General features: G+C 72.0%; 28 protein-coding genes. 10 read left to right on the top strand and 18 right to left on the bottom strand.

The genetic code is table 11. The features are described from left to right. Positions 1-39: 39 nt before the first annotated feature. On the bottom strand, positions 40-651 hold the full coding sequence (locus tag IFT73_RS00400) for a cyclopropane-fatty-acyl-phospholipid synthase family protein (protein WP_192165667.1): 612 nt from the start codon (positions 649-651) through the stop codon (positions 40-42). Beyond that, the gene (locus tag IFT73_RS00395; RefSeq protein WP_192165665.1) at positions 648-2,354 is read right to left on the bottom strand and encodes an ATP-binding cassette domain-containing protein; all 1,707 of its coding nucleotides are present in this window, start codon (positions 2,352-2,354) and stop codon (positions 648-650) included. The genes IFT73_RS00400 and IFT73_RS00395 overlap by 4 nt, the downstream gene beginning before the upstream one ends. Positions 2,355-2,448: 94 nt before the next feature. On the opposite strand from IFT73_RS00395, the gene IFT73_RS00390 reads away from it, so the two are divergent. Both IFT73_RS00390 and IFT73_RS00385 read left to right on the top strand, forming a co-directional pair. Next, complete coding sequence (locus IFT73_RS00390; RefSeq protein WP_056606806.1) at positions 2,449-3,588, top strand: Mrp/NBP35 family ATP-binding protein; 1,140 nt, start codon at positions 2,449-2,451, stop codon at positions 3,586-3,588. 9 nt (positions 3,589-3,597) lie between these two features. Beyond that, a complete protein-coding gene (locus IFT73_RS00385; RefSeq protein WP_192165663.1) occupies positions 3,598-3,924 on the top strand; it encodes a sec-independent translocase in 327 nt (108 codons plus the stop codon). A 24-nt stretch (positions 3,925-3,948) separates the two neighbouring features. On the opposite strand, the gene IFT73_RS00380 is transcribed toward IFT73_RS00385, so the two are convergent. Both IFT73_RS00380 and sigE read right to left on the bottom strand, forming a co-directional pair. Continuing rightward, complete coding sequence (locus IFT73_RS00380) at positions 3,949-4,788, bottom strand: anti-sigma factor (RefSeq protein ID WP_192165662.1); 840 nt, start codon at positions 4,786-4,788, stop codon at positions 3,949-3,951. Then, complete coding sequence (gene sigE / locus IFT73_RS00375) at positions 4,788-5,384, bottom strand: RNA polymerase sigma factor SigE (RefSeq protein WP_192165660.1); 597 nt, start codon at positions 5,382-5,384, stop codon at positions 4,788-4,790. Before sigE ends, IFT73_RS00380 begins: the two co-directional genes overlap by 1 nt. 166 nt (positions 5,385-5,550) lie before the next feature. Here sigE and IFT73_RS00370 point away from each other — a divergent pair, with 166 nt between their 5' ends. Beyond that, positions 5,551-6,180, top strand: coding sequence for an O-methyltransferase (locus IFT73_RS00370; RefSeq protein WP_056609983.1), 630 nt, complete (start codon positions 5,551-5,553; stop codon positions 6,178-6,180). Between the two features lie 86 nt (positions 6,181-6,266). Here the strand turns inward: IFT73_RS00370 and IFT73_RS00365 are convergent, their stop codons facing one another. Continuing rightward, positions 6,267-6,626, bottom strand: coding sequence for a hypothetical protein (locus IFT73_RS00365; protein ID WP_192165658.1), 360 nt, complete (start codon positions 6,624-6,626; stop codon positions 6,267-6,269). After that, entirely contained in the window at positions 6,627-6,788 is a 162-nt protein-coding gene (locus IFT73_RS00360) for a DUF3117 domain-containing protein (RefSeq protein ID WP_019145023.1), read from the bottom strand. 102 nt (positions 6,789-6,890) lie between these two features. Between IFT73_RS00360 and IFT73_RS00355 the strand changes: the two genes are divergently transcribed. After that, complete coding sequence (locus IFT73_RS00355) at positions 6,891-7,685, top strand: enoyl-CoA hydratase-related protein (protein WP_244632837.1); 795 nt, start codon at positions 6,891-6,893, stop codon at positions 7,683-7,685. A 19-nt stretch (positions 7,686-7,704) separates the two neighbouring features. Here the strand turns inward: IFT73_RS00355 and IFT73_RS00350 are convergent, their stop codons facing one another. The 7 genes from IFT73_RS00350 to IFT73_RS00320 all read right to left on the bottom strand — a co-directional run bounded on the left by IFT73_RS00350 (position 7,705) and on the right by IFT73_RS00320 (position 12,908). Continuing rightward, positions 7,705-8,298 carry a hypothetical protein gene (locus tag IFT73_RS00350; protein WP_192165654.1) on the bottom strand — a complete coding sequence of 198 codons (594 nt, stop codon included), beginning with the start codon at positions 8,296-8,298 and terminating at the stop codon, positions 7,705-7,707. 78 nt (positions 8,299-8,376) lie between these two features. Next, positions 8,377-8,949: a DNA-3-methyladenine glycosylase I gene (locus IFT73_RS00345; protein ID WP_256435402.1), complete on the bottom strand. Its 573-nt coding sequence runs from the start codon at positions 8,947-8,949 to the stop codon at positions 8,377-8,379. Beyond that, on the bottom strand, positions 8,946-9,686 hold the full coding sequence (locus tag IFT73_RS00340) for a TIGR00730 family Rossman fold protein (protein ID WP_192165652.1): 741 nt from the start codon (positions 9,684-9,686) through the stop codon (positions 8,946-8,948). Before IFT73_RS00340 ends, IFT73_RS00345 begins: the two co-directional genes overlap by 4 nt. Continuing rightward, positions 9,679-10,746, bottom strand: a complete 1,068-nt coding sequence (gene dapE, locus IFT73_RS00335; protein WP_192165650.1) for a succinyl-diaminopimelate desuccinylase — start codon at positions 10,744-10,746, stop codon at positions 9,679-9,681. Before dapE ends, IFT73_RS00340 begins: the two co-directional genes overlap by 8 nt. A 4-nt stretch (positions 10,747-10,750) precedes the next feature. Then, on the bottom strand, positions 10,751-11,299 hold the full coding sequence (locus IFT73_RS00330) for a GNAT family N-acetyltransferase (protein WP_192165647.1): 549 nt from the start codon (positions 11,297-11,299) through the stop codon (positions 10,751-10,753). Then, the gene (locus IFT73_RS00325; RefSeq protein WP_192165645.1) at positions 11,296-11,970 is read right to left on the bottom strand and encodes a VOC family protein; all 675 of its coding nucleotides are present in this window, start codon (positions 11,968-11,970) and stop codon (positions 11,296-11,298) included. The genes IFT73_RS00330 and IFT73_RS00325 overlap by 4 nt, the downstream gene beginning before the upstream one ends. 38 nt (positions 11,971-12,008) lie before the next feature. Beyond that, on the bottom strand, positions 12,009-12,908 hold the full coding sequence (locus IFT73_RS00320; RefSeq protein ID WP_192165643.1) for an aminoglycoside phosphotransferase family protein: 900 nt from the start codon (positions 12,906-12,908) through the stop codon (positions 12,009-12,011). Positions 12,909-13,008: 100 nt separating this feature from the next. Between IFT73_RS00320 and IFT73_RS00315 the strand changes: the two genes are divergently transcribed. From IFT73_RS00315 to mqo, 4 genes are all read left to right on the top strand, one after another. Further along, a complete protein-coding gene (locus IFT73_RS00315) occupies positions 13,009-13,488 on the top strand; it encodes a hypothetical protein (protein ID WP_056606768.1) in 480 nt (159 codons plus the stop codon). A gap of 49 nt (positions 13,489-13,537) precedes the next feature. Then, positions 13,538-14,980 (top strand): flotillin family protein, encoded by a 1,443-nt coding sequence (locus IFT73_RS00310; protein ID WP_056606765.1) that lies wholly within the window; start codon positions 13,538-13,540, stop codon positions 14,978-14,980. 45 nt (positions 14,981-15,025) lie between these two features. Further along, the gene (locus IFT73_RS00305) at positions 15,026-15,622 is read left to right on the top strand and encodes a hypothetical protein (RefSeq protein WP_192165641.1); all 597 of its coding nucleotides are present in this window, start codon (positions 15,026-15,028) and stop codon (positions 15,620-15,622) included. A gap of 145 nt (positions 15,623-15,767) precedes the next feature. Continuing rightward, positions 15,768-17,300, top strand: a complete 1,533-nt coding sequence (gene mqo / locus IFT73_RS00300) for a malate dehydrogenase (quinone) (protein ID WP_371811115.1) — start codon at positions 15,768-15,770, stop codon at positions 17,298-17,300. A gap of 214 nt (positions 17,301-17,514) precedes the next feature. On the opposite strand, the gene purE is transcribed toward mqo, so the two are convergent. From purE to IFT73_RS00275, 5 genes are all read right to left on the bottom strand, one after another. Continuing rightward, entirely contained in the window at positions 17,515-18,033 is a 519-nt protein-coding gene (purE, locus tag IFT73_RS00295; protein WP_056606755.1) for a 5-(carboxyamino)imidazole ribonucleotide mutase, read from the bottom strand. A gap of 65 nt (positions 18,034-18,098) precedes the next feature. Then, a complete protein-coding gene (locus tag IFT73_RS00290; protein WP_192165638.1) occupies positions 18,099-19,214 on the bottom strand; it encodes a 5-(carboxyamino)imidazole ribonucleotide synthase in 1,116 nt (371 codons plus the stop codon). A gap of 28 nt (positions 19,215-19,242) precedes the next feature. Beyond that, complete coding sequence (locus IFT73_RS00285) at positions 19,243-20,247, bottom strand: adenylate/guanylate cyclase domain-containing protein (protein ID WP_192165636.1); 1,005 nt, start codon at positions 20,245-20,247, stop codon at positions 19,243-19,245. Beyond that, positions 20,234-20,746, bottom strand: a complete 513-nt coding sequence (locus IFT73_RS00280) for a PH domain-containing protein (RefSeq protein ID WP_157432487.1) — start codon at positions 20,744-20,746, stop codon at positions 20,234-20,236. The genes IFT73_RS00285 and IFT73_RS00280 overlap by 14 nt, the downstream gene beginning before the upstream one ends. Before the next feature lie 99 nt (positions 20,747-20,845). After that, a complete protein-coding gene (locus IFT73_RS00275) occupies positions 20,846-21,652 on the bottom strand; it encodes a biotin--[acetyl-CoA-carboxylase] ligase (protein WP_192165634.1) in 807 nt (268 codons plus the stop codon). Between the two features lie 51 nt (positions 21,653-21,703). Here IFT73_RS00275 and IFT73_RS00270 point away from each other — a divergent pair, with 51 nt between their 5' ends. Both IFT73_RS00270 and IFT73_RS00265 read left to right on the top strand, forming a co-directional pair. After that, the gene (locus IFT73_RS00270; RefSeq protein WP_056609980.1) at positions 21,704-23,296 is read left to right on the top strand and encodes an acyl-CoA carboxylase subunit beta; all 1,593 of its coding nucleotides are present in this window, start codon (positions 21,704-21,706) and stop codon (positions 23,294-23,296) included. Beyond that, complete coding sequence (locus tag IFT73_RS00265; RefSeq protein ID WP_192165632.1) at positions 23,293-23,550, top strand: acyl-CoA carboxylase epsilon subunit; 258 nt, start codon at positions 23,293-23,295, stop codon at positions 23,548-23,550. Before IFT73_RS00270 ends, IFT73_RS00265 begins: the two co-directional genes overlap by 4 nt. Positions 23,551-23,612: the final 62 nt, after the last annotated feature.

The following is a 23,612-nucleotide window of genomic DNA, read 5'->3' as shown; positions in this document are numbered from 1 at the left end:
CATTGCGCGACCGCGAGGCGACCCCCCGGTGAACGCGCGTCACCCGCTCCGCTTGACCGCCTCGACGATGCCGTCGTGCATCGTGCCGAGGTGCCCCTGCCGCTGCACCGTGGCGGTGTCGATCGACGCCCAGTCGTCGGCGTCGAGCCAGGCCGCGGCGTCCTCGGGCGTCCACCGCACGTCGGGGAAGTCGTGCGAGCCGTGCCGTTCGTCGACGGGGTGGTGCCCCACGAGGAGCAGCCGGCCGCCGGGCGCGACCGCGGCGCCGAGCTGGCGGTACAGGGTCGTCAGCCCCGGCTGGTCGAGGTACATGAACTGCGCCGACACCAGGTCGTACGCGGCGGGCTCCCCGATCCACGTGGCGAGGTCGACCCGGTGGCACGTGACGCGGTCGGCGACGCCCGCGTCGACGGCGTGGGCGCGCACCTTGTCGAGCGCGACCCGCGAGACGTCGAACGCCGTGACGTCCCACCCCCGCCGCGCGAGCCACACCGCGTCGGCGCCCTCGCCCGCGCCGACGTCGAGCGCCCGGCCGGGGGTCACGCCCGTGACCCGGTCGACGAGCTGCGGATTGGGCCGCCCGCTCCACACGCGGTCGTCCGCGCCGTAGCGCTCGTCCCAGAACTCCTCGCCGAACACGTCCTGGCTCATCGGCCGTCCCTCGCCCTCGCGCGCTCCACCCGGTCGACCTGACCTTCGTCCCACACCGGCTCGTCCGCCTCGTAGACCTGGCCGTCGGCGCCGAAGACCACGAACCGGTCGAAGCCGCGGGCGAACCACCGGTCGTGCGTCACGGCCATGACGGTGCCCTCGAAGGTCGACAGCGCCGACTCCAGCGCCTCGGCCGACTCGAGGTCGAGGTTGTCGGTCGGCTCGTCGAGCAGCAGCAGCGTCGCGTGCGCCAGCTCGAGCAGCAGGATCTGGAACCGGGCCTGCTGGCCGCCCGACAGCTGGTCGAACACCTGGTCGCCGGCCTTGGCCAGCCCGTACCGGTCGAGCGCCTTGGCCGAGGCCTCGTGCCCCATGCCCCGGCGGTGACCGTCTCCGTGGTGCAGCACCTCGAGGAGCGTCCGCCCCACCAGCGACGGGTGCTCGTGGGTCTGCGCGAACCAGCCCGGACGGACGCGCGACCCGAGGCGCGCCATGCCGGTGTGGTCGACCGGCGGCGGGACGACGTCGCCGACGGGCTCGTGCTCGACGTCCGGTCGCGATCCGCCCCCCGCCAGCAGCCGCAGGAAGTGCGACTTGCCCGAGCCGTTGCCGCCCAGCACGCCGACCCGCTCGCCGAACCAGATCTCGAGGTCGAAGGGCTGCATGAGTCCCGTGAGCCCCACCTGCTCGGCGACGACGGCCCGCTTCGCCGTCCGGCCTCCCTCGAGCCGCATCCGCAGGTTCTGCGCGATCGGGACCGCCTCGGGCGGCCCCTGCCGCTCGAAGCGCTCGAGCCGCGTCTCGGCGGCCTGCAGCCGCGACGCCATGTCGGAGTTGAAGGCCGACTTCTGCCGGTACATGATCACGAGCGCCTTGAGCTTGGCGCGCTCCTCGTCCCACCGCAGGCGGCGCTCCTCGAGCTTGGCGTTGCGGTCGATGCGCGCCTGCAGGTACGTCGAGAAGCGTCCCGGGTGCACCCACAGCGTGCTGCCGTCCGGCCCCGGCTCGAGCGTCGCGATGCGTTGCGCGACCCGCTCGATCAGCTCGCGGTCGTGGCTGACGAACAGCACCGTCTTGGGCGACTCGACGAGCTGCTCCTCGAGCCAGCGCTTGGCGGGGACGTCGAGGTAGTTGTCCGGCTCGTCGAGCAGCAGCACCTGCTCGGGACCCCTCAGCAGCGCCTCGAGCACGAGCCGCTTCTGCTCCCCGCCCGACAGCGTCGTGACCGCGCGGTGCTGCACCTGCTGGAACGGCAGGCCCAGCGCGGACGTCGCGCAGACGTCCCACAGCGACTCGTGCTCGTAGCCGCCGACGTCGCCCCAGTCGACGATCGCCTGCGCGTACGCCATCTGGTCCTGCTCCTCGTCGCGCTCGATCATGAGCAGCTCGGTGCGGTCGACCTCGGCCGCGGCGTCGCGCACCGCCACGGGCGCGACCGACAGCAGCAGGTCGCGCACGGTCGTCTCGTCGCGCACCGAACCGATGAACTGGCGCATCACGCCGAGCCCTCCCGTCACGGTCACGGCCCCCGCATGAGGCGCGAGGTCGCCGGTCGCGATGCGTGTCAGGGTCGTCTTGCCGGTGCCGTTGGGACCGATCAGCGCGACCTTGGCCCCCTCGCCGACGCGCAGGCTGACGTCGTCGAGCAGCGGACGTCCGTCCGACAGGGTGTAGCTCACGGAGTTGAGGTCGAGGTGTCCCACCCGGTCATCCTCTCAAAGCACCGCGCCCCCCGGTGCGCCCGTGGTTAGGTCACACTCAGGCTCGCCGTGACGGTCCTCCCCGTACGATGGGGACATGGCAGCAGTGACCGAAGAGCAGATCCGCACGGCCCTCGACGGCGTCAACGACCCCGAGATCAAGCGACCGATCACCGAGCTGGGCATGGTCGACACGATCACGATCGACGACCACCAGATCACGGTCCGCATCCTCCTGACGGTCTCCGGCTGCCCGCTCAAGGACACGCTGACCCGCGACGTCACCGCCGCGGTCGGCACGGTCGCCCCCGCGGCCGCCGTCGTCGTCGACATGGGCGTCATGAGCGACGAGCAGCGCAAGGACATGCAGACGATGCTCCGCGGTGGACGCGCCGACCGCGAGGTCCCCTTCGCCCAGCCCGGCTCGCTGACCAAGGTGTTCGCGATCGCGTCGGGCAAGGGCGGCGTCGGCAAGTCGACCGTCACGGTCAACCTCGCCCTGGCGATGGTCAAGCGCGGGCTCAAGGTCGGCATCGTCGACGCCGACATCTACGGCCACTCGATCCCCGACATGCTGGGCGTGGGCGACATCCGCCCCACCCAGGTCGAGGACATGATCATGCCCGTCCCGATCAAGGGCCTCAAGGTCATCAGCATCGGCATGCTCAAGCCCCGCAAGGACCAGGTCGTCGCGTGGCGTGGGCCGATGCTCGACCGCGCGCTCGTGCAGATGCTGAGCGACGTCTACTGGGGCGACCTCGACGCGCTGCTGCTCGACCTCCCCCCGGGCACCGGCGACATGGCGATCAGCCTGGGCCAGCACCTGCCGAACGCCGAGATCGTCGTCGTCACGACCCCGCAGCCCGCGGCCGCCGACGTCGCCGAGCGGGCCGGCACGATGGCCTCGATGATGCACCAGCGCGTCGCGGGCGTCATCGAGAACATGTCGTACCTGCAGGTCCCCGGCGGCGAGCGCATGGAGATCTTCGGCTCGGGCGGTGCCGCCAAGGTGGCCGAGACCCTCAGCGGTCGCTTCGGCTACGACGTGCCGATGCTCGGCCAGATCCCGCTCGACCAGAAGCTGCGCGAGGGCGGCGACGCCGGCGATCCCATCGTCGAGTCCGATCCCGACTCCGAGTCGGCCAAGATCCTGCAGGGCGTCGCCGACCAGCTCAGCGGACGGTCGCGCGGCCTCGTGGGCATGCAGCTGGGGCTCGCGCCCGCCGGACGCCTGTAGGGTCCCCGCATGTTCGGCATGGGCTGGCCCGAGATCGGACTGATCCTCGTGGTCGCCCTGCTGCTGTTCGGGCCCGAGAAGCTCCCCGAGCTGGCCAAGCAGGCCGGCGGCTTCGTCCGCACCGTTCGACGCATGGCCGACAACGCCAAGAACGACCTGGGCCGCGAGATGGGCGAGGACTTCTCCGACCTCAACCTGCGCGACCTCGACCCGCGCGAGATCGTGCGGCGCAACTTCCTCGACGACGACGCCGGCGACACGACGCCCGCGGCGACCAAGGAGACGCGCATCCTGCGCCCCGGCGAGCGTCCGCCGTTCGACCCCGAGGCGACCTGACGCCGTCGTCGTCGAGCTGACGGGTCAGGCAGCGCCGATCCACGACGACATCCGCGTCAGCCCGTTGCCGACCCTCTGGCCGACGCCCTGCTCGTGCGATCCCGTCGGCAGCTCCGCCACGGCCTGCTCGACCCGGCGCCGGTCGACGTCGGTGACGATCGTGAACACCGTCCCGGCGTCGTCCCACGTCACGACCATCGGCGTGCCACCGCGCACCCAGACCTTCGAGCCGGCCATCGTCTCGGGCCTGAAGCCCTTCAGCGTCGACGGGTCGATCACGCCGTTCTGCTCGAACAGGTTGAGCCGCGCCGAGCCGTCGGTGTACTCGAGCGCGATGACCTCGTCGCTGTCGGTGAACGAGCCCGAGACGCGGTGGAGGTCGCCGGCGAGGGTGTCGTGGCAGGCCCAGCCGAACTCCGTCAGGTCGTCCATCGCGGCGGCCGTGATGATCGTGCCGTCGGAGGCCGGCGCCGGCGCGGAGAAGTCGGCGGCGTAGCGCGCGTACGACGGGGCGACCTCGTCGCCGACCCGCTCGGACCCGCCCACCGCGTAGGCCGTCCCGACCACCGCGAGCGAGGCGCTGGCCAGCACGACGCCGGCGCGCAGGGGCACCGAGCGTCCCAGCCGGACCCACCACGACTCACGCGCCGGCGGATCGGCGGCCAGGCCGGCCAGCGAGGCGAGCAGGGCCGCGGGCGGTCCGGGGGTCGCGACCGTCGACATGCGCGACTTCAGCAGACGCTGCTGGCGCACGGCCTTCTCGCACGCGTCGCACGTCTGCAGGTGGGTGGACGCGTCGCGCTGCGCGGCATCGGACAGCTGTCCGTCCACGTACGCGGCGACGTCGGCACCCAGGTGAGGCATCAGATGCCGACCGGACCCACGAACCTGGTGCGACCCTCGGTGGGGGCGCGGTGGGCGAGGGTCTCGCGCAGCTGGGTGCGTCCGCGGTGGATGCGCGAGCGCACCGTGCCGAGCTTGATGCCGAGGACGTCGGCGATCTCCTCGTACGACAGGCCCTCGATGTCGCACAGCACGACCGCGACGCGGAAGTCGTCGGACAGCGAGGCCAGCGCGGCCTCGATGTCGGGGTCGAAGTTGGCGTCGTGCACCGCCGACTCCGGCAGCACCTCGGCGCTCAGCAGCCGGTCCTCGGCGCCCTCGCCGAAGCCGTCCATGCGGAGCCGCGACTTGCGCCGCACCCGGTCGAGGAACAGGTTGGTCGTGATGCGGTGCAGCCAGCCCGGGAAGTTGCCCGGCTCGTAGGTGTCGAGCGACCGGAAGACGCGGATGAACACGTCCTGCGTGAGGTCCTCGGCGTCAGGACGGTTGCCGGTCAGCCGGTAGGCCAGCCGGTAGACGCGGGCCGAGTGCTCGGCGACGATGCCCTCCCAGTCGGGCAGGGGCCCGTCGGCGGGTGCCCGGTCGAGCGTCGAGGTGGCCACGTCATCTGCCTTCATGGGTCGATCGTTGTTCCTTCACCTGAGAGAACGCACAGAACCACCTGACGGTTCCCCGTCGAATCGTCCGTACACCCCTCCGGCACCGCGTTCTTTCGTCGCGGCCTCCACGGTTCGGCGGTCCCGCGCCGATAGGCTGGGAGCACACATCGACCGAGGAGCCGTCATCACCACCGCAGCAAGCCTGGCATTCGCCGAGGACCACCAGAGCGAGGACGACCACCTCGCCGCTGCCCGACGCCGCGCCGACGAGGTCGGCGTCGTCCCCATCTCCCCCGGCGCGGGATCGGCGCTGTCGTTCCTCGCGTCGGCGATCGGGGCCCGGGCGGTCGCCGAGATCGGCACCGGCACGGGTGTCTCGGGGCTGTGGCTGCTGCGCGGCATGCAGCCCGGAGGCGTGCTGACGTCGGTCGACCTCGAGGCCGAGCACCAGCGGCTGGCACGTGAGACGTTCACCGCCGCCGAGTACGCCCCCCAGCGCTTCCGCCTCATCGCCGGTGCGGGCCTCGACGTCATGCCGCGCCTGACCGACGACGGCTACGACCTGGTGTTCCTCGACGGCGACAAGGTCGAGTACGGCGAGTACCTCGAGCAGGCCGTGCGTCTCGTGCGCCCCGGCGGCCTCATCGTGTTCGACAACGCCCTGTGGCACGACCGCGTGGCCGATCCGTCGCAGCGCGACCCCGAGACCTCGGCGATCCGCGACGTCGTCAAGCGCGTCTCGACCGACGACCGGCTGCGCAGCGTCCTGCTGCCCCTGGGCGACGGTCTGCTGGTCGCCCAGCTCCTCCCCTGACGCCGACGAGTCACGTACGCCCACCGACGAGTCGCTCACGCCGGGCGTGGGTGACTCGTCGGTGGGCGTGAGTGACTCGCGGGCGGTCAGTCGTCCTTGCGCTCGTGCTCGAAGTGGCTCGAGGAGCGGAAGCCTGCCGGCCCGCGGACGACAGCGACGACCTCGCAGGCCTCGATCAGGATCGGCTTGGAGCCGATGATCTTCGAGCCGGCCGACTCCTTGGCGATCTTCTCGAACGACTTCTGGAAGTCGGCCCGCGCCTCGTCGGACACGAACACGTAGCTGCCCTCGAACCACTCGCCCTTGACGGCGCGCCACGTCTTGAAGCGCAGCCCGTCGAGGCCGGCGAACTTCGCGTGCGACTCGTCCTCGACGTAGGCCCGCAGGGCCTTGAGGGTGCCCTTGGGAGCGTCCTTCAGGGACCAGCGGACCGTGAGGCCGTACACCTAGACCGCTTTGAGCGCGTCGCCGAGCGTGGCAGCTTCCTCGTTGTTGAGCTCGACAACGAGACGTCCTCCGCCCTCGAGCGGGACGCGCATGACGATGCAGCGACCCTCCTTGGTGACCTCCATCGGTCCGTCTCCGGTCCGTGGCTTCATGGCGGCCATCAGTTCCCCTCTCGTAACGGCGCTCAACCCGACGGTCCAAGCGTTCTACCATTATCGCCTATGACCGGATCGGTTTCGACCTCAGTCCCACAGGAGACCCCCTTGAGCACCTCCCCCGTCACCTACGACGTCGCCGACGGGATCGCCACGGTGGCCCTCGCCCGCCCCGACGGGATGAACAGCCTGACGCTCGCGGCGAAGGTCGCGCTGCGCGACGCGCTCCACGAGGCGGCCGCCGACAGCGCCGTCCGGGTCGTCGTCGTGACGGGCTCGGGGCGGGCGTTCTGCGTGGGCCAGGACCTGCAGGAGCACGTGTCGGGCCTGACGGGCGGGGAGGACCTCGGCGCCTCCTCGACCGTCGTCGAGCACTACAACCCCATCGCGACGGCGATCGCGACGATGCCCAAGCCCGTCGTCGCCGCCGTCAACGGCATCGCGGCCGGGGCCGGGGCGTCGATCGCGTTCGCCTCTGACTTCCGCGTGCTCAAGCGGTCGGCCGGCTTCAACACGGCCTTCGCGGGCATCGCGTTCTCGTGCGACACCGGCGCGTCGTGGACGCTGCCCCGCCTGGTCGGCCAGGGACGCGCGATGGACCTGCTGCTGCGCCCCCGGACGATCTCGGCCGACGAGGCGCTGTCGATCGGCCTGGCCACCTCGGTCGTCGACGACGACGCGTTCGACGAGGCCGTCGCCGCGCTGGCCGGCGAGCTGGCCCAGGGACCGACGCTCGCGTACGGCGCGATCAAGCGCGCCGTCGCGTTCTCGGCGACCCACGACCTGCCGTCGTCGCTCGAGCACGAGGGCCAGAAGATGGCGATGACCGGCGCGTCGACCGATCACGCGGTCGCGGTCGAGGCCTTCCTGGCCAAGCAGAAGCCGGTCTTCACCGGCCGCTGAGACCTGCCCGTCGGGGCGGTCAGGCCAGCTTGCGGTCGTGCTGGCGGCGCGTCTCGTCGGAGGCGGCCGTCTCCCACGCGAGCAGCTCGGCCCGCACCTGCAGCTCGGCGCTCTCGCTGGCCGCCAGGGCGTCGCTGGCGCGGCGCAGGTCGACCCGGGCCGACTCGAGGTCGGACTGGGCCGAGTCGGCGTCGGCCTCGAGGGCCGCGCTGCGGGCCCGCTCGGCGTAGACGCGCTCGCGCGCCTGGGCCAGCTCGATCTCGGCGGTGACGATCGCGTCGCGCAACGTCGCGATCTGGGCGTCGCGCAGGCTCACGCGCTGGCCCATCTGCTCGGCGAAGGCGATGTGCTCGCGGGAGCGGGCGACCGCGGCGGTGCGGTTGCTGTCGGCGAGCTGGGCGCGGTCACGGGCCCAGTCGCGGCGCAGCTGGGCGATCTCGTCGGAGAGCAGACGCGTCGCGATCCCGCCCACGACGACGGCGTACAGGGTCGCGGCGACGAGCACGGGGACCGTCGAGACGACGATGCCGACGATCGCGACGACGACGGCGGTGAGCAGCAGCGCGACCGCGCCGACTGCTCGGCGGGAGCGGGGGATCCTCCGGTTGGACATGATCGGATCGTAGGACGGCGCGACCCCGATCGTGCGGAGCCACGCCTGGGCGGGCACGAGCGGTTGCCGGCGACCCGGTCACACCGCGCCGGCGGCCTCACGCGCGACGCAGTCGGCGAGGTGGTCGTTGACCATGCCCGTGGCCTGCATCAGGGCGTACGCCGTCGTGGGCCCGACGAACCGGAAGCCGCGCTTCTTGAGGGCCTTGGCCATCGCGACCGACTCGGGCGTCGTGGCCGGGACGTCGACGTACGTGACGGGCGCGGGCCGTGGCCCGGGCGCGAACGACCACAGCAGGTCGTCGAGGGGCTCGTCGAGCGCGACCACCGTGCGGGCGTTCGAGATCGTCGCCTCGATCTTCAGGCGGTTGCGGACGATGCCCGCGTCGTCGAGCAGCCGCGCCACGTCGGCCTCGCCGAAGGCCGCCACGGTCGGCGGGTCGAAGCCCGCGAAGACCTCGCGGAACCGATCGCGCTTGCGCAGGATGACGGCCCACGACAGCCCCGACTGGAAGGCCTCGAGCGACATCCGCTCGAACAGGGCGGTCTCGCCGCGCAGCTCGCGGCCCCACTCCCGGTCGTGGTACGCGATCATCTGGGGGTCGTCGCCCCACGGGCACCTGACGACGTCGGGGGCGGGATCCACGCTCAGCGGTCCTTGGCGACGAAGTACGAGATCGCCTCGTCGACGTCGTCGGTGACGTGCAGCATGTCGATGTCTCCGGGGCCGACCTTGCCGTCGGCCTGCATCGTGTCGCGCAGCCAGTCGACCAGCCCGCCCCAGTACGCGCTGCCGAACAGCACGATCGGGAACGAGGTGACCTTGCCGGTCTGCGCCAGCGTCAGCGCCTCGAACAGCTCGTCCATCGTGCCGAAGCCGCCGGGCAGGACGATGAAGCCCTGCGCGTACTTGACGAACATGGTCTTGCGGACGAAGAAGTAGCGGAAGTTGACCCCGAGGTCGACCCACTCGTTCATCCCCTGCTCGTGCGGCAGCTCGATGCCGAGACCGACCGAGACGCCGCCGCACTCGCTCGCGCCGCGGTTGGCCGCCTCCATCGCGCCCGGACCTCCGCCCGTGATGACGGCGTAGCCCTCGGCGCACAGCTTGGCCGCGATCTCGGTGGCCGCGGCGTACATCGGATCGTCGGGACGCGTGCGGGCCGATCCGAAGACGCTGACCGCCGGACCGAGCTCGGCGAGCGCGCCGAAGCCCTCGACGAACTCGGCCTGGATGCGCAGGACCCGCCACGGGTCGGTGTGCACCCAGCCCGCGTCGCCCCGCGAGTCGAGCAGGCGCTGGTCGGTCGTGGTGTCGGGCCGCTGGTCGCGGCGCAGCTGCACGGGCCCCTTCTGGTGGGGCATGCGGTCGGGCACGTGGTCATCCATTCTGTGTCAGCCATCGGGTGAGGGTGTCGAGGACGCGGTGCAGGTGCTCGACGGGCACGTGCTCGTCGGCCTTGTGCGCGTAGATCGGGTCGCCCGGGCCGTAGTTGACCGCGGGCACGCCGAGCTGGGTGAACTGGGCGACGTCGGTCCAGCCGAACTTGGGTCGCGGCTCGGCGCCGACGGCCGCGACGAAGGCGGCGGCGGACGGCTGCGTGAGGCCCGGCACGGCCCCGGGCGCCGAGTCGGTGACGACGAGCCCGAAGCCCTCGAACACCTCCTGCAGGTGCTGGTGGGCGTCGGCCTCGGACCGGTCGGGGGCGAAGCGGAAGTTGACCGTGACGACGGCCTCGTCGGGCACGACGTTGCCCGCGACTCCCCCGCGGATGCCGACGGCGTTGAGACCCTCGCGGTAGACCAGCCCGTCGATCTCGACCTCGCGCGGCACGTACGTCGCGAGCCGGTCGAGCACGGGCGCGAGCGCGTGGATCGCGTTGCTGCCCATCCACGACCGGGCCGCGTGGGCGCGCTCGCCGGCCGTGCGGACGTCGACGCGCATCGTGCCCTGGCAGCCGGCCTCGACACCGGCGTCGGAGGGCTCCATCAGGATCGCGAAGTCGCCGGCCAGCAGCTCGGGACGCTCGCGGGCCAGTCGGCCCAGCCCGTTGAACTCGGCCGCGATCTCCTCGGCGTCGTAGAACACGTACGTGACGTCGCGGACGGGGTCGGGGACCGACGCCGCGAGCAGCAGGGCGACCGCCACGCCCCCCTTCATGTCGCACGAGCCGAGCCCGTGCAGCACGCCGCCCTCGAGCCGCGAGGGGAAGTTCGCGTTGGCCGGCACGGTGTCAAGATGCCCTGCGATCACGACCCGTTCACCGCGCCCGAGTGACGTGCGGGCGACGATCGTGTGACCGTCGCGGACGACGTCGAGGTGCCCGAGCGGGCGCAGCGCCGCCTCGACGGCGTCGGCGATCTCCTGCTCGGACAGGCTCTCGGAGGCGATGTCGACGAGTGCGCCGGTCAGCGCGACGACGTCGGAGGTCAGGTCGATGGTGGCCACCGGCTCACTCTTTCACGCGCGGCAGGGGCCGGGCCGACGCGATGCACTGGTAGAGGACGTGCGCCTGCCACCGCCCGTCGATGCGCAGGTAGTCGGGCGCGAGGCCGTAGCGCACGAACCCGGCCCGCTCGAGCACGGTCTGCGAGGCGATGTTGTCGACGAGGGTCTCGCCCTGGAGGCGGTGCAGGCCGAGCGTGCCGAAGGCGATCGCCTGCGCGTCGGCCAGCGCCACGGACGCGACGCCGCGGCCCGCGACGTGCTCGGCGACCCAGTAGCCGACGCTGGCCGACTGGTACGCCCCGCGGACGACGCCGCTCAGGGTCATCTCGCCGACGACGCCGTCGCCGTCGTCGACGATCGCGAGCGGGACGCCCCGCCCCTCGGCGTGCGCCGCGAGACGCTCGTCGATCGTGGAGCGCTGGCCGGCCTCGGTGTAGAACGCCTCGCTGCGGCGCGGCTCGAACGGCGCGAGCCGTGCCCGGTTGGCGGTGCGCACCGCCGCGAGGCCGGCCGCGTCGTCGGGGCGCAGCAGCCGGGTCGTCGTGCCGGTCACGACGCCTGCGGGTCGAAGACGCAGAACTCGTTGCCCTCGGGGTCGGCCATGACGGTCCACCGCGCGGTGTCGGTCGGTCGGGCCAGGAGCACGGCGCCGCGGGCCACGAGGTCGTCGACCGTGACCCCCGGCTCGAGCGTGACGTCCCAGTGCAGGCGGTTCTTGACGGTCTTGGGCTCGGGCACCGGCACGAAGTCGAACGAGTCGACGGGTGCCCCGGGGACGTCGTCGAGGTACGTGTAGCCGTCGTCGGTGGCGAGCGTCCCACCCCAGAGGTCAGCCCACCAGGCGGCGATGGCGGCGTGGTCCGCGGCGTCGACGACGACGTCCTTGAGCCCGGGCGGGCGGTTCGCGTCGACGAACACGCACAGCTCGTTGCCCTCGGGGTCGAGGAACGTCGTCCACGACACGTCGTCGTCGACCGGGACGCGCTCGAGCCCGGCGAACGCGTCGAGCGAGGCCGCGACGAGGTCGAGGTGCACGCGGCCCTTGACGGTCTTGGGCTCGGGCACCGCGTTGATCCAGACCGTCTGGCCGGGTCGTGCCCCCCGCAGGACGGCTCCGTCGTCGGCCCGCTCGCCGTCGAGGTGCAGCGCCGACGACCAGAACGCCTCGATCGCCGCGACGTCGTGGGCGTCGACGCACAGGTCCTTGAAGGTCACGAGAGGCATGCCGCCACGCTAGCCGCGCGCCCCGACATCCGCGAGGGTCAGTCCTGGACGGCCTTGACGATCGCGATCGCCGCGGTCACGCGATCGGCGTCGCCGTCCTCGATCGCCCACATCGCCCGGTGCGCCTCGCGGACGACGACCCAGTCGCGGGCCCGGTCCTCGTCGAGTCCCGCGGCGTCGACGACGGCGTGGAAGCGGCGCCTGACCGCGGTGCGGACGTCTCCGGTGGCGACGACCTCGTCCCACCGGCTCGACAGCAGCGGGGCGAGCTCGTAGTGCGGGTCGCCCGAGACGGGCTCCGGGTCGATCGCGAGCCACGGCGCGCGATCCGCGGCCAGGACGTGGGCGTAGTGCAGGTCGCCATGGATCATCCGTCCCGTGCTGTCCGCATCGGTCGTGAACGCCCGACCCAGGTGGACGGCCTGCTCGACGATGCGGTGCGGCAGGGGGGCCCGGCGCGGCAGGCGGCCCAGGTCGTCGGTCCAGCGCTCGACGAGGCGGGTCAGCGGCACGAGCTGCGGGGGCGCGGGGACGTGCAGCAGCGGGTACAGCGCCGCGACGGCCTCGCACGCCGCCAGCACGGGCAGCGACGACAGGTCGTCGGGGTGCAGGCGCTCGAGCAGCATCGCGCTGCGGCGCGGATCGGCCTGCAGCAGCCGGACGGCCCCGCGTCCGTGCCACGTCTGCAGGCCGAGGATCTCGTGCTGCCCCTCCCCGCCCGGCCCCGCGACCTTCAGCACGGCGGGCACCCCGTCGGCGACGACGGGCACGACCAGGGCGGTGCGGCCGTGCATCGGGGCGCCGTCGGGCCGCAGGCCCCACTCGTCGAGCAGCCCGCGGACGAGCCGGGGCACGCCGGCCACCCACGTGGCCCACTGCTCGTCCCGCTCGGCCTGGGCCGTGAAGCCCGCCGGGAGGTCGAACGGCAGGAGGGCCATGACGTCCAGCCTGCCATTCGCCGAAACCCACCACGTGACAACAACCTGTCGCACTAGATTGGTCCCCGTCCCCCACCGACTCTTCCCCAAGGACTCCCCCATGCTGTTCCTCGTTCTGGCCGGGGTCGGGCTGACCCTCCTCCTGGTCACCGTGGTGTTCGACGGCGTCCTCGACGTGTTCGACCTCGACACCCCGTTCCTGTCGGGCACGGCGCTCGCGGCGTTCCTGTCGGCCTTCGGCCTGACGGGTCTGTTGCTGCCCGACGCGTGGGGCACGGCCGGGACGCTCGCGGCCGCCGCCGTCGCGGGCCTGGTCGTCGGTGGCGGCGCCGGCCTCGGCATGCGCGCGATGCAGAGCTCGAAGACCGACGCCAACGTCAGCGCCTGGACCGTCATCGGGACGACCGGCACGGTCGTCAGCCCGATCAAGGCCGGCTCGTACGGCGAGGTCGCCGTGACGGTCGCGGGACACCGCATGAAGTACAACGCCCTCGCCGACACCGACCTGCCGCTGGGCTCGTCGATCGCGGTCGTCCAGTCGCTCTCGCCCTCGGCCGTCAAGGTCGCCCCGCTCGTCTGAGCGGACCCCTCCCTCTCTCCCGCACCGCCCACCAGAAGGGTCATCCCCGATGACAACCATCATCGCCATCTCCGGCTTCGCCCTGCTGTTCGTGCTGCTCGTCGGCACGATCGTGACCCGGTACAAGGTCGCCGGCCCCAACGAGGCGTTCATCATCACGGGACGCCGCGACAAGCGTGCCGTCGACCTGACGGGCCAGAAGGTCGTCGTGGGCGGCGGCACGTTCGTCATCCCGTTCGTGCAGTCGATGGCGCGCATCCCCCTGTCGTCGCTGCAGATCACCCTGCAGGTGCACAAGGCGCCGTCGAGCCAGGGCATCAGCCTCAACGTGCAGGCCGTCGCGGTCGTCAAGATCGGCGGCGACGAGGAGCACATCCGGGCCGCCGCGCAGCGCTTCCTGGGCCAGACCGACTCGATCCACGTCTTCACGACCGAGGTGCTCGAGGGCGAGCTGCGCGCGATCGTCGGCACCCTGACGGTCGAGCAGATCATCCAGGACCGCGGCGCGTTCGCCTCGAAGGTCGCCGAGGCCGCCGAGGCGTCGCTGTCCGTGCAGGGGCTGACGCTCGACTCCTTCTCAATCAAGGACGTCTCGGACGCCGAGGGCACGTACCTGCGCGACCTCGGACGTCCCGAGGCCGCCAAGATCAAGCAGCAGGCCGACATCGCCGAGGCCGAGTCGCACAAGATCAGCGAGCAGAGCCGCCTCGCCGCCGACGAGCAGGTCGCGATCGCCGAGCGGACGCTCGCGCTGAAGCGCGCCGAGATCAAGGTCGAGACCGACACCGCACTGGCCCAGGCCACGGCCGCCGGACCGCTCGCGAAGGCGGCCCGCGACCAGGAGGTGCTGGCCGAGGAGGCCAAGGTCGCCGAGCGGCGTGCCGCCGTGACCGAGAAGCAGCTCGAGGTCGACGTCCGCAAGCCCGCCGACGCCGAGCGCTACCGCATCGAGCAGCAGGCCGAGGCCCAGCGCAACGCGACGGTCTCGCAGGCCGAGGGCGCCCGCACCGCGAAGGTCGCCAACGCCGAGGCCGAGAAGGCCGCCCGCATCGCCGCCGCCGAGGCGTCCGCGATCGAGGGCGAGCGGCTCGGCTCCGCCGAGAAGTCGCGTCGGGCGCTGATCGCCGACGCCGTCCGTCTCGAGGGCGAGGCCGAGGCGGCCGCCAAGCAGGCCGTCGGCGAGGCCGAGGCCAAGGCCATGCAGGCCCGCTCGGACGCCTACAAGGAGTACGGCGAGGCCGCGATCCTCGAGATGCTCGTCAAGATCCTGCCCGAGGTCGCCCGCGAGCTGGCCGCGCCGATGGGCAACATCGACCAGCTGACGGTCGTGTCGACCGACGGCGCGTCGGCGCTGCCGAAGGCGCTCGCGAGCAACATGGCGCAGGTCGTCGAGCTCGTCCGGACGACGACGGGGTTCGACCTCAACGCGATGATCGCCGACTCGGCCGCCTCGTCCTCGGCGCCGACCGGTGCCGGGCACCAGCCGTCCTGAGGTCGACCGCCCGTGTCATTTCACCCTGCCGGACAGACTGGCGTCATGACGAGCTCGTTCGAGGGTCACATCGCCGGCATCGGCACGACCTCCGGCACGCGCATCGTCGTCGGCGTCTGGGACGTCAGCCCGTTCGGCACGTTCGCCGACACGATGATCGAGCAGCCCTCGGGCCACCGCATCCTCATCGCGCCCCGGCAGGACGTCGCCGACTTCATCGCGTCGACCTACGCGTTCGACGAGGTGCGCATCGAGCCGGTCTCGGTCGAGGCCGGTGACGAGTGGTCGGTGCACACGCGGTCGCTGCAGGTGCGCTTCACGCCCGGCCGGCAGCTGTGGGTCTCCCCCATCCTGGGGCTCGTGCCGGCACTGCTGCGCCGGACGTCGACCTGGGCCCGCTTCTGCAACCCGTTCGCGAAGCGGCTCATGCCGGGCGTCCAGACGTACGGGACGGCGGGCCACGGACGCACCGAGTGGTACGCCGCACGCCACGTCCGCCGCCTCACCTGCGCCCGGGCCACGTGGGAGGGCACCGAGCTGGGCGAGCTGGCCCCCGTGACCCCCGCCGTCCGGTTCGGTTTCGCGTCGTCCCCCGCCCAGCCGACGCTCACGTCCCTGACGTCGTACGTCCGCGAGGCCTGAGGCGCGAGACGTACGTCACACACCGATCGGACAAGATCACACCGTCTCCATGCGGCATCGGGCCCTTCGGCGCGCAAGGCTTGTGCGTGGCTTCACAAGAGCCGACAGCACCAGACCTACGACCTGAATTCGCGGTGATCCACGCGTGACCGAACGCTCCTCCCTCGTCCTCACGGATCGCCACACCCCGGCGGTCGTCCACACCGACGTGCTCCTCGTCGGCGCGGGCATCATGAGCGCCACGCTCGGCACCCTGGTCAGGAGCCTCGAGCCCGACTGGAGCATCAGCCTCTTCGAGCGCCTCGACGGTCCGGCCCGCGAGAGCTCCGACCCGTGGAACAACGCCGGCACCGGCCACTCGGCCCTGTGCGAGCTGAACTACACGCCGCAGCGCCCCGACGGGACGGTCGACGTCACCAAGGCCATCACGGTCAACCAGCAGTTCCAGCTGTCGCGCCAGTTCTGGGCGCACGGCGTGTCGCAGGGCCTCCTCGGCGACCCGTCGTCGTTCATCAACCCCGTGCCGCACGTCAGCTTCGTGCAGGGCGCCGACGACGCCGCGTACCTGAAGGCGCGCCACGCGGCCCTCGTCGACAACCCGCTGTTCGAGGGCATCGAGTACGTCGACGACCGCACCGAGATCGCCCGTCGCCTGCCGCTGATGTCGGCCGGGCGCGACGACGACGAGACGCTGGCGCTCAACTGGAGCTCCGGTGGCACCGACGTCGACTTCGGCTCGCTGACGCGACAGATGCTCGGCCACCTCGAGTCGGCCGGTGCCGAGCTGAACTACGGCCACGAGGTGCGCAACCTCAAGCAGAACCCCGACTCGACGTGGACCGTGACGGTCAAGGAGACCGCGACCGGCCGCAAGACCCGCGTCAACGCCCGGTTCGTGTTCGTCGGCGCGGGCGGCGGCGCCCTGCACCTGCTGCAGAAGTCGGGCATCCCCGAGATCCGCGGCTTCGGCGGCTTCCCGGTCAGCGGCCAGTTCCTGCGCTCGACCAACGCCGATCTCGCGCGCGGCCACCACGCCAAGGTCTACGGCAAGCCCCCGGTCGGCGCTCCCCCGATGTCGGTGCCGCACCTCGACACCCGCGTCGTCGACGGCAGGCCCAGCCTGATGTTCGGCCCCTACGCCGGCTTCTCGCCCCGCTTCCTGAAGGAGGGGCACCTGACCGACCTGCCCCGCTCGGTCAAGCCCAACAACCTGTTCTCGATGCTCGGCGTCGGGCTCAACTCGATGCCGCTGACGGTGTACCTCGTCAAGGAGCTGCTCAAGTCGCGCGAGCAGCGCGTCGAGGGGTTGCTGGAGTTCGCGCCCAGCGTCGACGGCGACGAGTTCGAGCTCATCACGGCCGGGCAGCGCGTCCAGACCATCCGCCGCAACGGCATGTCGGGCACGCTCGAGTTCGGCACCTGCACCGTCAGCCACGCCGACGGGACGATCGCGGGCCTGCTGGGCGCCTCGCCCGGCGCCTCGACCGCGGTCGCGGCGATGGTCGACGTCCTCGAGACGTGCTTCCCCGACCGCTTGGCCGCCTGGCGTCCGCGCCTGGTCGACATGATGCCGTCGTACGGCACCGACCTGATGCACGACACGACGCTGCTGGCCGACCTGCGCCGCTGGTCCGACAAGACCCTGCGCCTCGTCGGCGACGACCACATCGAGGCCTGACCCTCGCTGCTGCGGTTTCCCAGGTTCACCTCGGATGCTTCCGAGGTGAACCTGGGAAACCGTCACCTGACCCCTGGTGCAACCGGGGTGAGGTGACAAATCGCTGCGTCCACCCCGATAGCGTCGGAGCAGTGCCGCAGATCCCCAGGTGAACCTGGGGAAGTTTGCCGCCCGCGCGGATACCCAGGTGACCCTGGGAAACTGCGCGCCGGGGTCAGCGGAAGCCGGCGCCGCCCTTCGCGGGGTGGCGGATCTTCTCGCCCTTGGCGCGGGCGACGTCGGCCAGCTCGGCCTGGAACGCGACGATCCGCGCCGTCAGCCCGGGGTCGCCCGCGGCCAGGATGCGGACGGCCAGCAGCCCCGCGTTGCGGGCGTTGCCGATCGAGACCGTCGCGACCGGCACGCCGGCCGGCATCTGGACGATCGACAGCAGCGAGTCCATGCCGTCGAGGTACTTCAGCGGCACGGGGACGCCGACGACCGGCAGCGGCGTGACGGCGGCCAGCATGCCCGGCAGGTGGGCCGCACCGCCGGCGCCGGCGATGATGACCTCGAGCCCGCGCCCGTGCGCCTCGCGGCCGTAGGCCAGCATCTCGTCGGGCATGCGGTGGGCCGACACGACGTCGGCCTCGTGCGCGATGCCGAACTCGTCGAGGGCCGTCGCGGCGGCCTCCATGGTCGGCCAGTCGGAGTCCGACCCCATCACGATGCCGACGCGCGGCTGCTCACTCATGTCCCAACCCTACCCAGCCCGGTCGCCACCGCGGCCGAGCGAACGTCGGCGAGCGCGGGCGCGCCCTACCCGTCGGTGAGCAGGGCGGCGGCGTGCCGGGCGCGGGACAGGACGTCGTCGAGGTCGTCGCCGACCGCCGTCACGTGACCGACCTTGCGACCGGCCGTGACCGACTTGCCGTACAGGTGCACCTTGACGTCGGGCTCGGCCGCGAGGACGACGGACCGCTGCGCCTCGAGGTCGTCGACCGCACCGCCCAGCACGTTGACCATGACCGACCACGGCTGACGGGCGTCGGTGCCCCCCAGGGGCAGGTCGAGGACGGCCCGCAGGTGGTTCTCGAACTGGCTCGTGACGGCGCCGTCGATCGACCAGTGACCCGTGTTGTGCGGACGCATGGCCAGCTCGTTGACCAGCAGGCGGCCGTCGCCGGTCTCGAACAGCTCGACGGCGAGGATGCCGGTGACGTCGAGCTCGGTCGCGATGCGCTCGGCCAGCGACCGCGCCTCGGCGGCCAGCGCGGGGTCGAGGTCGGGCGCCGGGGCGACGACCTCGGCGCACACGCCGCCGACCTGGCGCGACTCCACGACGGGGTACGAGCGCACCTCTCCCGACGGCGAGCGCGCCACGAGCGCCGACAGCTCGCGCCGGAAGTCGACGAGCTCCTCGGCCAGCAGCGGACGGTCGGATGCGAAGGCCTCGTCGGCGTCGTCCTGCGACCGCACGACCCAGACGCCCTTGCCGTCGTAGCCGCCCCTCGTCGTCTTGAGCACGGCGGGGAACCCGAACGCCTCGAGGTCGTCGCGCGACGCGACCGGGGCGTTGCGCGGGCACGGTGCGCCCAGCGCGCCGAGCCGCTCGCGCATCGCCGCCTTGTCCTGGGCGTAGAGCAGGGCGTGGGGACCGGGACGGCAGGCGTGCCCCTCGCTCTCGAGGACGCGCAGGTGCTCGGGCGGGACGTGCTCGTGGTCGAACGTCACGACGGGCGCGCCGTCGACGACGCCGCGCAGGTCGTCCAGCACGGTGTGGTCGCCCACGACGTGGTCGGGCACGATCTGTGCCGCCGAGACGTCGGGTCCCTCGGCCAGGAGCCGGATGCGAAGGCCCAGGGCGATCGCGGGCGGCTGCATCATGCGGGCGAGCTGTCCACCGCCGATGACGGCGAGATCTGGTGTCGGCACGGTCCTCAGCCTATCGGGACCGTGACGCCTACCGGGCGCGGAACCCGCGCCGGTCGCTCACCGTGATCGGCGACAGGTTGCCGAAGCCGCGCAGCGGACGCGGCGGCAGCACGCGCGTGTCGAACTCGTCGCCCAGCGCCTCGGCGGTCGCGGCGTCGACGAGCACGCGGTTGCTGCGGGCGACGTGCGACAGACGTGCCGCGAGGTTGACGGGCGGTCCGTAGACGTCGCCGAGCCGGTTGATGACCGATCCCGTCGCGAGGCCGACGCAGATGTTGGGCAGCTCGGTGCGCGACGCGATCTGCTTGACGAGGTCGAGCGCCGTGCGGGTGCCCTGCCGGGGGTCCTCCGTCACGAACAGCACGGCGTCGCCGAGCGTCTTGATGACGCGCCCGCCGTGCGCCGTGATGATGTCGGCGCAGCGGGTCTCGAAGTTCTCGACCAGGGCGCCGAGGCTGCTGTCGTCGAGACCGTTCGACAACGAGGTGAAGCGCGACAGGTCGGCGAAGCCGACCGTCATGGTCGTCGAGAGCAGCTCGGCGTCGGCGGCCCCCAGCGCCTCGACCCGGGCCGCCGCGGCGGCGAGGTGGCGCCGCCACGCGTAGACCATGAGGTGCTCGAAGCCCGGCGCGGCGGAGCGGGCCAGCTCGGCCGCCGCCTCGAGGCGGGTCGGCGACTTGCCGCTCTCGACGTCGTGCTCGATCTGGTCGACCAGCGCCGACACCTGCCAGTCGGCCAGCCGCGCCATCGTGGCGCCGAGGCCGCGGGTCATCCGCAGCACCGTCGACTCGTCGAGCATCTGGCCGTCGAGCGCGACCGCCACGGCCGCGAGCGCCTTGACGTCGGGCTCGCCGTACGCCAGGGCGTCACCCGTCTCGGGGAACCCCAGCGCCCGCCACAGGCGCAGGCCCCGGGCGTGCTCGACCCCGCCCTGGTCGGTGACCTCGGCGCTGGTCAGCGTCAGGTCGTGCCGCAGGATCAGCCGGGCCAGGGTGTCGCGCAGGTCGGCGCGCTCGACGTCAGACGGACTCATCGTTCCTCTGCGACTCGTGCCGCTCGAACACCAGGTTCGTGACGGTGCGGTGGAACGCCTCGACGCGCGGGATGTCGTCGAGCTCGAGGCCCGCCTGCTCGCTCGCGTCGTGGATGATCAGGGTGCCGCAGCCGAGGATGCGGTCGTTGAGGTTCTTCTCGTACGCGACGTCGTTGATGCGGCTCAGCGGGATGACCCGGCCCGTGCGGGTCAGGATGCCCTTCTGCTCGACGATGCGCTTGTTGGTCAGCGTGTACGTCCACAGGTACCAGCTGAGGAACGGGATCAGCGATCCCCACACGACCAGGATCGCGGCGAGCCCGACGATGATCCAGCCGGCCTTGCCGTCGCCCTTGTCGCCGATCTGGGCGATCAGGAAGCCCGCGGCCACGCACACCACCAGCAGCACGACGAAGGGCAGGAACAGCCGCTTGACGTGGGTGCGGGTCGTCTCGACGGTCTGCTCGCCGTCGATCATCAGCTTTCTGGGCAGGCTCACTTCGTCATCTCCGTCGGAAGGGCAGAGCACGTCGTCGACGACGTGCTCTGTGCCTGGCTGTTCACTCGCTGGCGCTCGCTCATGGCGACGATTCTGTCACTACGCGGGACGCAGGTGGGTGATATCGCCCGCGCTGATCGCGCGGCCGTCGACCAGCAGGCGTCCGTGCTCGTCGAGACCCGTCGCGATGCCCTCCACGGCCTCGTCGCGCGGCAGGCTGACCCGGACGCGCTGGCCGATCGTGACGCAGCGGCGCAGGTAGGACTCGCGGATGCCGGCGGCCGGGTCGCCCTCCGACGCGGCCCAGGCGCGGTAGAGCGCCTCGAGGTTGCGCAGCAGGGAGCGCAGGACGATCGTGCGGTCGGTGTCGGTCGCCCCCTCCAGCGCCAACGAGGTCGCGGTCTCGACCGGCAGCTCGTCGCGCCGCAGGGTCGTGTTGAGCCCGACGCCGACGACCGCGGCGGGCCCGTGGTCGGTCTCGACCCGCTCCAGCAGGATGCCGGCGATCTTGCGCCCGTCGACCTGGACGTCGTTGGGCCACTTGAGCCCCGACTCGACGCCGCACTCGTGCACCGTGGCGTCGACCGCGAGCCCCGCCAGCAGCGGCAGCCACACCCAGCGCGCGGCCGGGACGGCGTCGGGCCGCAGCAGCACCGAGACGATGACGCCCGATCCGGCCGGCGAGCTCCAGGCCCGGTCGAGACGTCCCCGGCCCGACGTCTGGACGTCGGTCGTGTGGACCGTGCCCTCCGGCGCTCCCGCCCGGGCGGCTGCGGCGACGTCGGCGTTGGTGCTGCCGGTCGAGGACGTCACGACGACGTCGGTCCAGAGCCGCCGCGGCCCCGTCAGCGCCGACCGGAGGGCCCCCGCGTCGAGGGGCGGACGGTCGAGGTCGCGGTAGGACATGAGAACAGACTCACATACCCATTCGGCGTGACGGTCGTTACGCTGACCCCCGTGACCGAACAAGAGATCGTTGAGAAGCCCGAGCTGCACACGACCGCCGGCAAGCTCGCCGACTTCATCGAGCGTCGCGACACGGCCCTCGTGGAGATGGCCGAGCGCGCCCACGAGAAGCAGTCGGCCCGCGGTCGCCAGAGCGCCCGCGACCGCATCGACCAGCTGCTCGACGAGGGCTCGTTCGTCGAGCTCGACGCGCTGGCCCGTCACCGCGCGACCGACTTCGGCCTCGACGCGAACCGCCCGCTGGGCGACGGCGTCATCACGGGCTACGGCACGATCGACGGCCGCCAGGTGTGCGTGTTCAGCCAGGACTTCAGCGTCTTCGGCGGCAGCCTCGGCCAGGTCTACGGCGAGAAGATCACCAAGGTCATGGACCTCGCGATCAAGTCGGGCTGCCCCATCATCGGCATCAACGAGGGCTCCGGCGCGCGCATCCAGGAGGGCGTCGTGTCGCTCGGCCTGTACGGCGAGATCTTCAAGCGCAACGTGCACGCCTCGGGCGTCATCCCGCAGATCAGCCTCATCATGGGCGCCAACGCGGGCGGTCACGTCTACTCCCCCGCCGTCACCGACTTCGTGATCATGGTCGACAAGACGTCGAACATGTTCATCACGGGCCCCGACATCATCAAGACCGTGACGGGCGAGGAGGTCTCGATGGAGGACCTCGGCGGCGCCCGCGCCCACAACACCAAGTCGGGCAACGCGCACTACATGGGCGCCGACGAGCAGGACGCGATCGAGTACACCAAGGCGCTCGTCTCGTTCCTCCCCCAGAACAACATGGAGGAGGCCGAGGTCTACCCGGTCGACACCGATCTGGAGCGCACCGAGACCGACTACGCCCTCGACACGCTGATCCCCGACTCGGCCAACCAGCCGTACGACATCAAGACCGTCATCGAGTCCGTGCTGGACGACGGCGACTTCCTCGAGGTCATGCCGCTGTTCGCCCAGAACCTGGTCATCGGCTACGGACGCGTCGAGGGCCGCAGCGTCGGCGTCGTCGCCAACCAGCCGATGCAGCTCGCGGGCTGCCTCGACATCGACGCGTCCGAGAAGGCCGCCCGCTTCGTCCGCACGTGCGACGCCTTCAACATCCCCGTGCTGACGTTCGTCGACGTGCCGGGCTTCCTGCCCGGCACCGACCAGGAGTGGAACGGCATCATCCGCCGCGGCGCCAAGCTGATCTACGCCTACGCCGAGGCCACGGTCCCGCTCATCACCGTCATCACCCGCAAGGCGTACGGCGGCGCGTACGACGTCATGGGCTCCAAGCACCTGGGCGCCGACCTCAACATCGCGTGGCCCTCGGCCCAGATCGCGGTCGTCGGCGCGTCCGGCGCGGTCGGCATCCTGTACCGCAAGGAGCTCAAGGCCGCCGACGACCCCGAGGCCCTGCGCGCCCAGCTCATGACCGAGTACGAGGACACGCTGTGCAACCCGTACCTCGCGGCCGAGCGCGGGTACGTCGACGCCGTTATCGAGCCGAGCCAGACCCGCGCCGAGATCGTCAAGGGCCTGCGCCTGCTGCGCACCAAGCGCGAGACGCTGCCGCCCAAGAAGCACGGGAACATCCCGCTGTGACGGCCGACGAGACGCCCGCCGAGGTCGACGCCCCCGCGCACACGCCCGTGCTGCGGGTCGTCAAGGGCGACCTGACGCCCGAGGAGCTCGCGGCCCTCGTGGCGGTCGTGGCGGCACGCAACGCCGCGGCCGCCAACGCGGCCGGGCGCACGAAGCCGGCTCCCCGCAGCGAGTGGGGCCACCCGTCCCGCCAGGTGCGGGCCGCGCACACGTTCGGTCCCGACCGGTGGCGCCGCTCGACCTTCGGCCGCTGACCGTGAGCGTCCAGGTGCACGATGGGGGCAGGTCCTGTCGTTCCGGCGGCCCGGGACCGACC

The organism is Aeromicrobium sp. CFBP 8757, assembly GCF_014841755.1.
In the GTDB taxonomy this organism is placed as follows: domain Bacteria; phylum Actinomycetota; class Actinomycetes; order Propionibacteriales; family Nocardioidaceae; genus Aeromicrobium.
Note: the sequence above shows the minus strand (reverse complement) of the source record. Positions and strands in the feature narration are given on the sequence as shown.

Bases quoted from the DNA above. Each gene is read 5' to 3' on its own strand.
- IFT73_RS00400 (WP_192165667.1), bottom strand. From the start codon at position 651: ATGAGCCAGGACGTGTTCGGCGAGGAGTTCTGGGACGAGCGCTACGGC.
- IFT73_RS00390 (WP_056606806.1), top strand. From the start codon at position 2,449: ATGGCAGCAGTGACCGAAGAGCAGATCCGCACGGCCCTCGACGGCGTC.
- IFT73_RS00385 (WP_192165663.1), top strand. From the start codon at position 3,598: ATGTTCGGCATGGGCTGGCCCGAGATCGGACTGATCCTCGTGGTCGCC.
- IFT73_RS00380 (WP_192165662.1), bottom strand. From the start codon at position 4,788: ATGCCTCACCTGGGTGCCGACGTCGCCGCGTACGTGGACGGACAGCTG.
- sigE (WP_192165660.1), bottom strand. From the start codon at position 5,384: ATGAAGGCAGATGACGTGGCCACCTCGACGCTCGACCGGGCACCCGCC.
- IFT73_RS00360 (WP_019145023.1), bottom strand. From the start codon at position 6,788: ATGGCCGCCATGAAGCCACGGACCGGAGACGGACCGATGGAGGTCACC.
- IFT73_RS00350 (WP_192165654.1), bottom strand. From the start codon at position 8,298: ATGTCCAACCGGAGGATCCCCCGCTCCCGCCGAGCAGTCGGCGCGGTC.
- IFT73_RS00340 (WP_192165652.1), bottom strand. From the start codon at position 9,686: ATGGATGACCACGTGCCCGACCGCATGCCCCACCAGAAGGGGCCCGTG.
- IFT73_RS00325 (WP_192165645.1), bottom strand. From the start codon at position 11,970: ATGCCTCTCGTGACCTTCAAGGACCTGTGCGTCGACGCCCACGACGTC.
- IFT73_RS00320 (WP_192165643.1), bottom strand. From the start codon at position 12,908: ATGGCCCTCCTGCCGTTCGACCTCCCGGCGGGCTTCACGGCCCAGGCC.
- IFT73_RS00315 (WP_056606768.1), top strand. From the start codon at position 13,009: ATGCTGTTCCTCGTTCTGGCCGGGGTCGGGCTGACCCTCCTCCTGGTC.
- IFT73_RS00310 (WP_056606765.1), top strand. From the start codon at position 13,538: ATGACAACCATCATCGCCATCTCCGGCTTCGCCCTGCTGTTCGTGCTG.
- IFT73_RS00305 (WP_192165641.1), top strand. From the start codon at position 15,026: ATGACGAGCTCGTTCGAGGGTCACATCGCCGGCATCGGCACGACCTCC.
- purE (WP_056606755.1), bottom strand. From the start codon at position 18,033: ATGAGTGAGCAGCCGCGCGTCGGCATCGTGATGGGGTCGGACTCCGAC.
- IFT73_RS00285 (WP_192165636.1), bottom strand. From the start codon at position 20,247: ATGAGTCCGTCTGACGTCGAGCGCGCCGACCTGCGCGACACCCTGGCC.
- IFT73_RS00275 (WP_192165634.1), bottom strand. From the start codon at position 21,652: ATGTCCTACCGCGACCTCGACCGTCCGCCCCTCGACGCGGGGGCCCTC.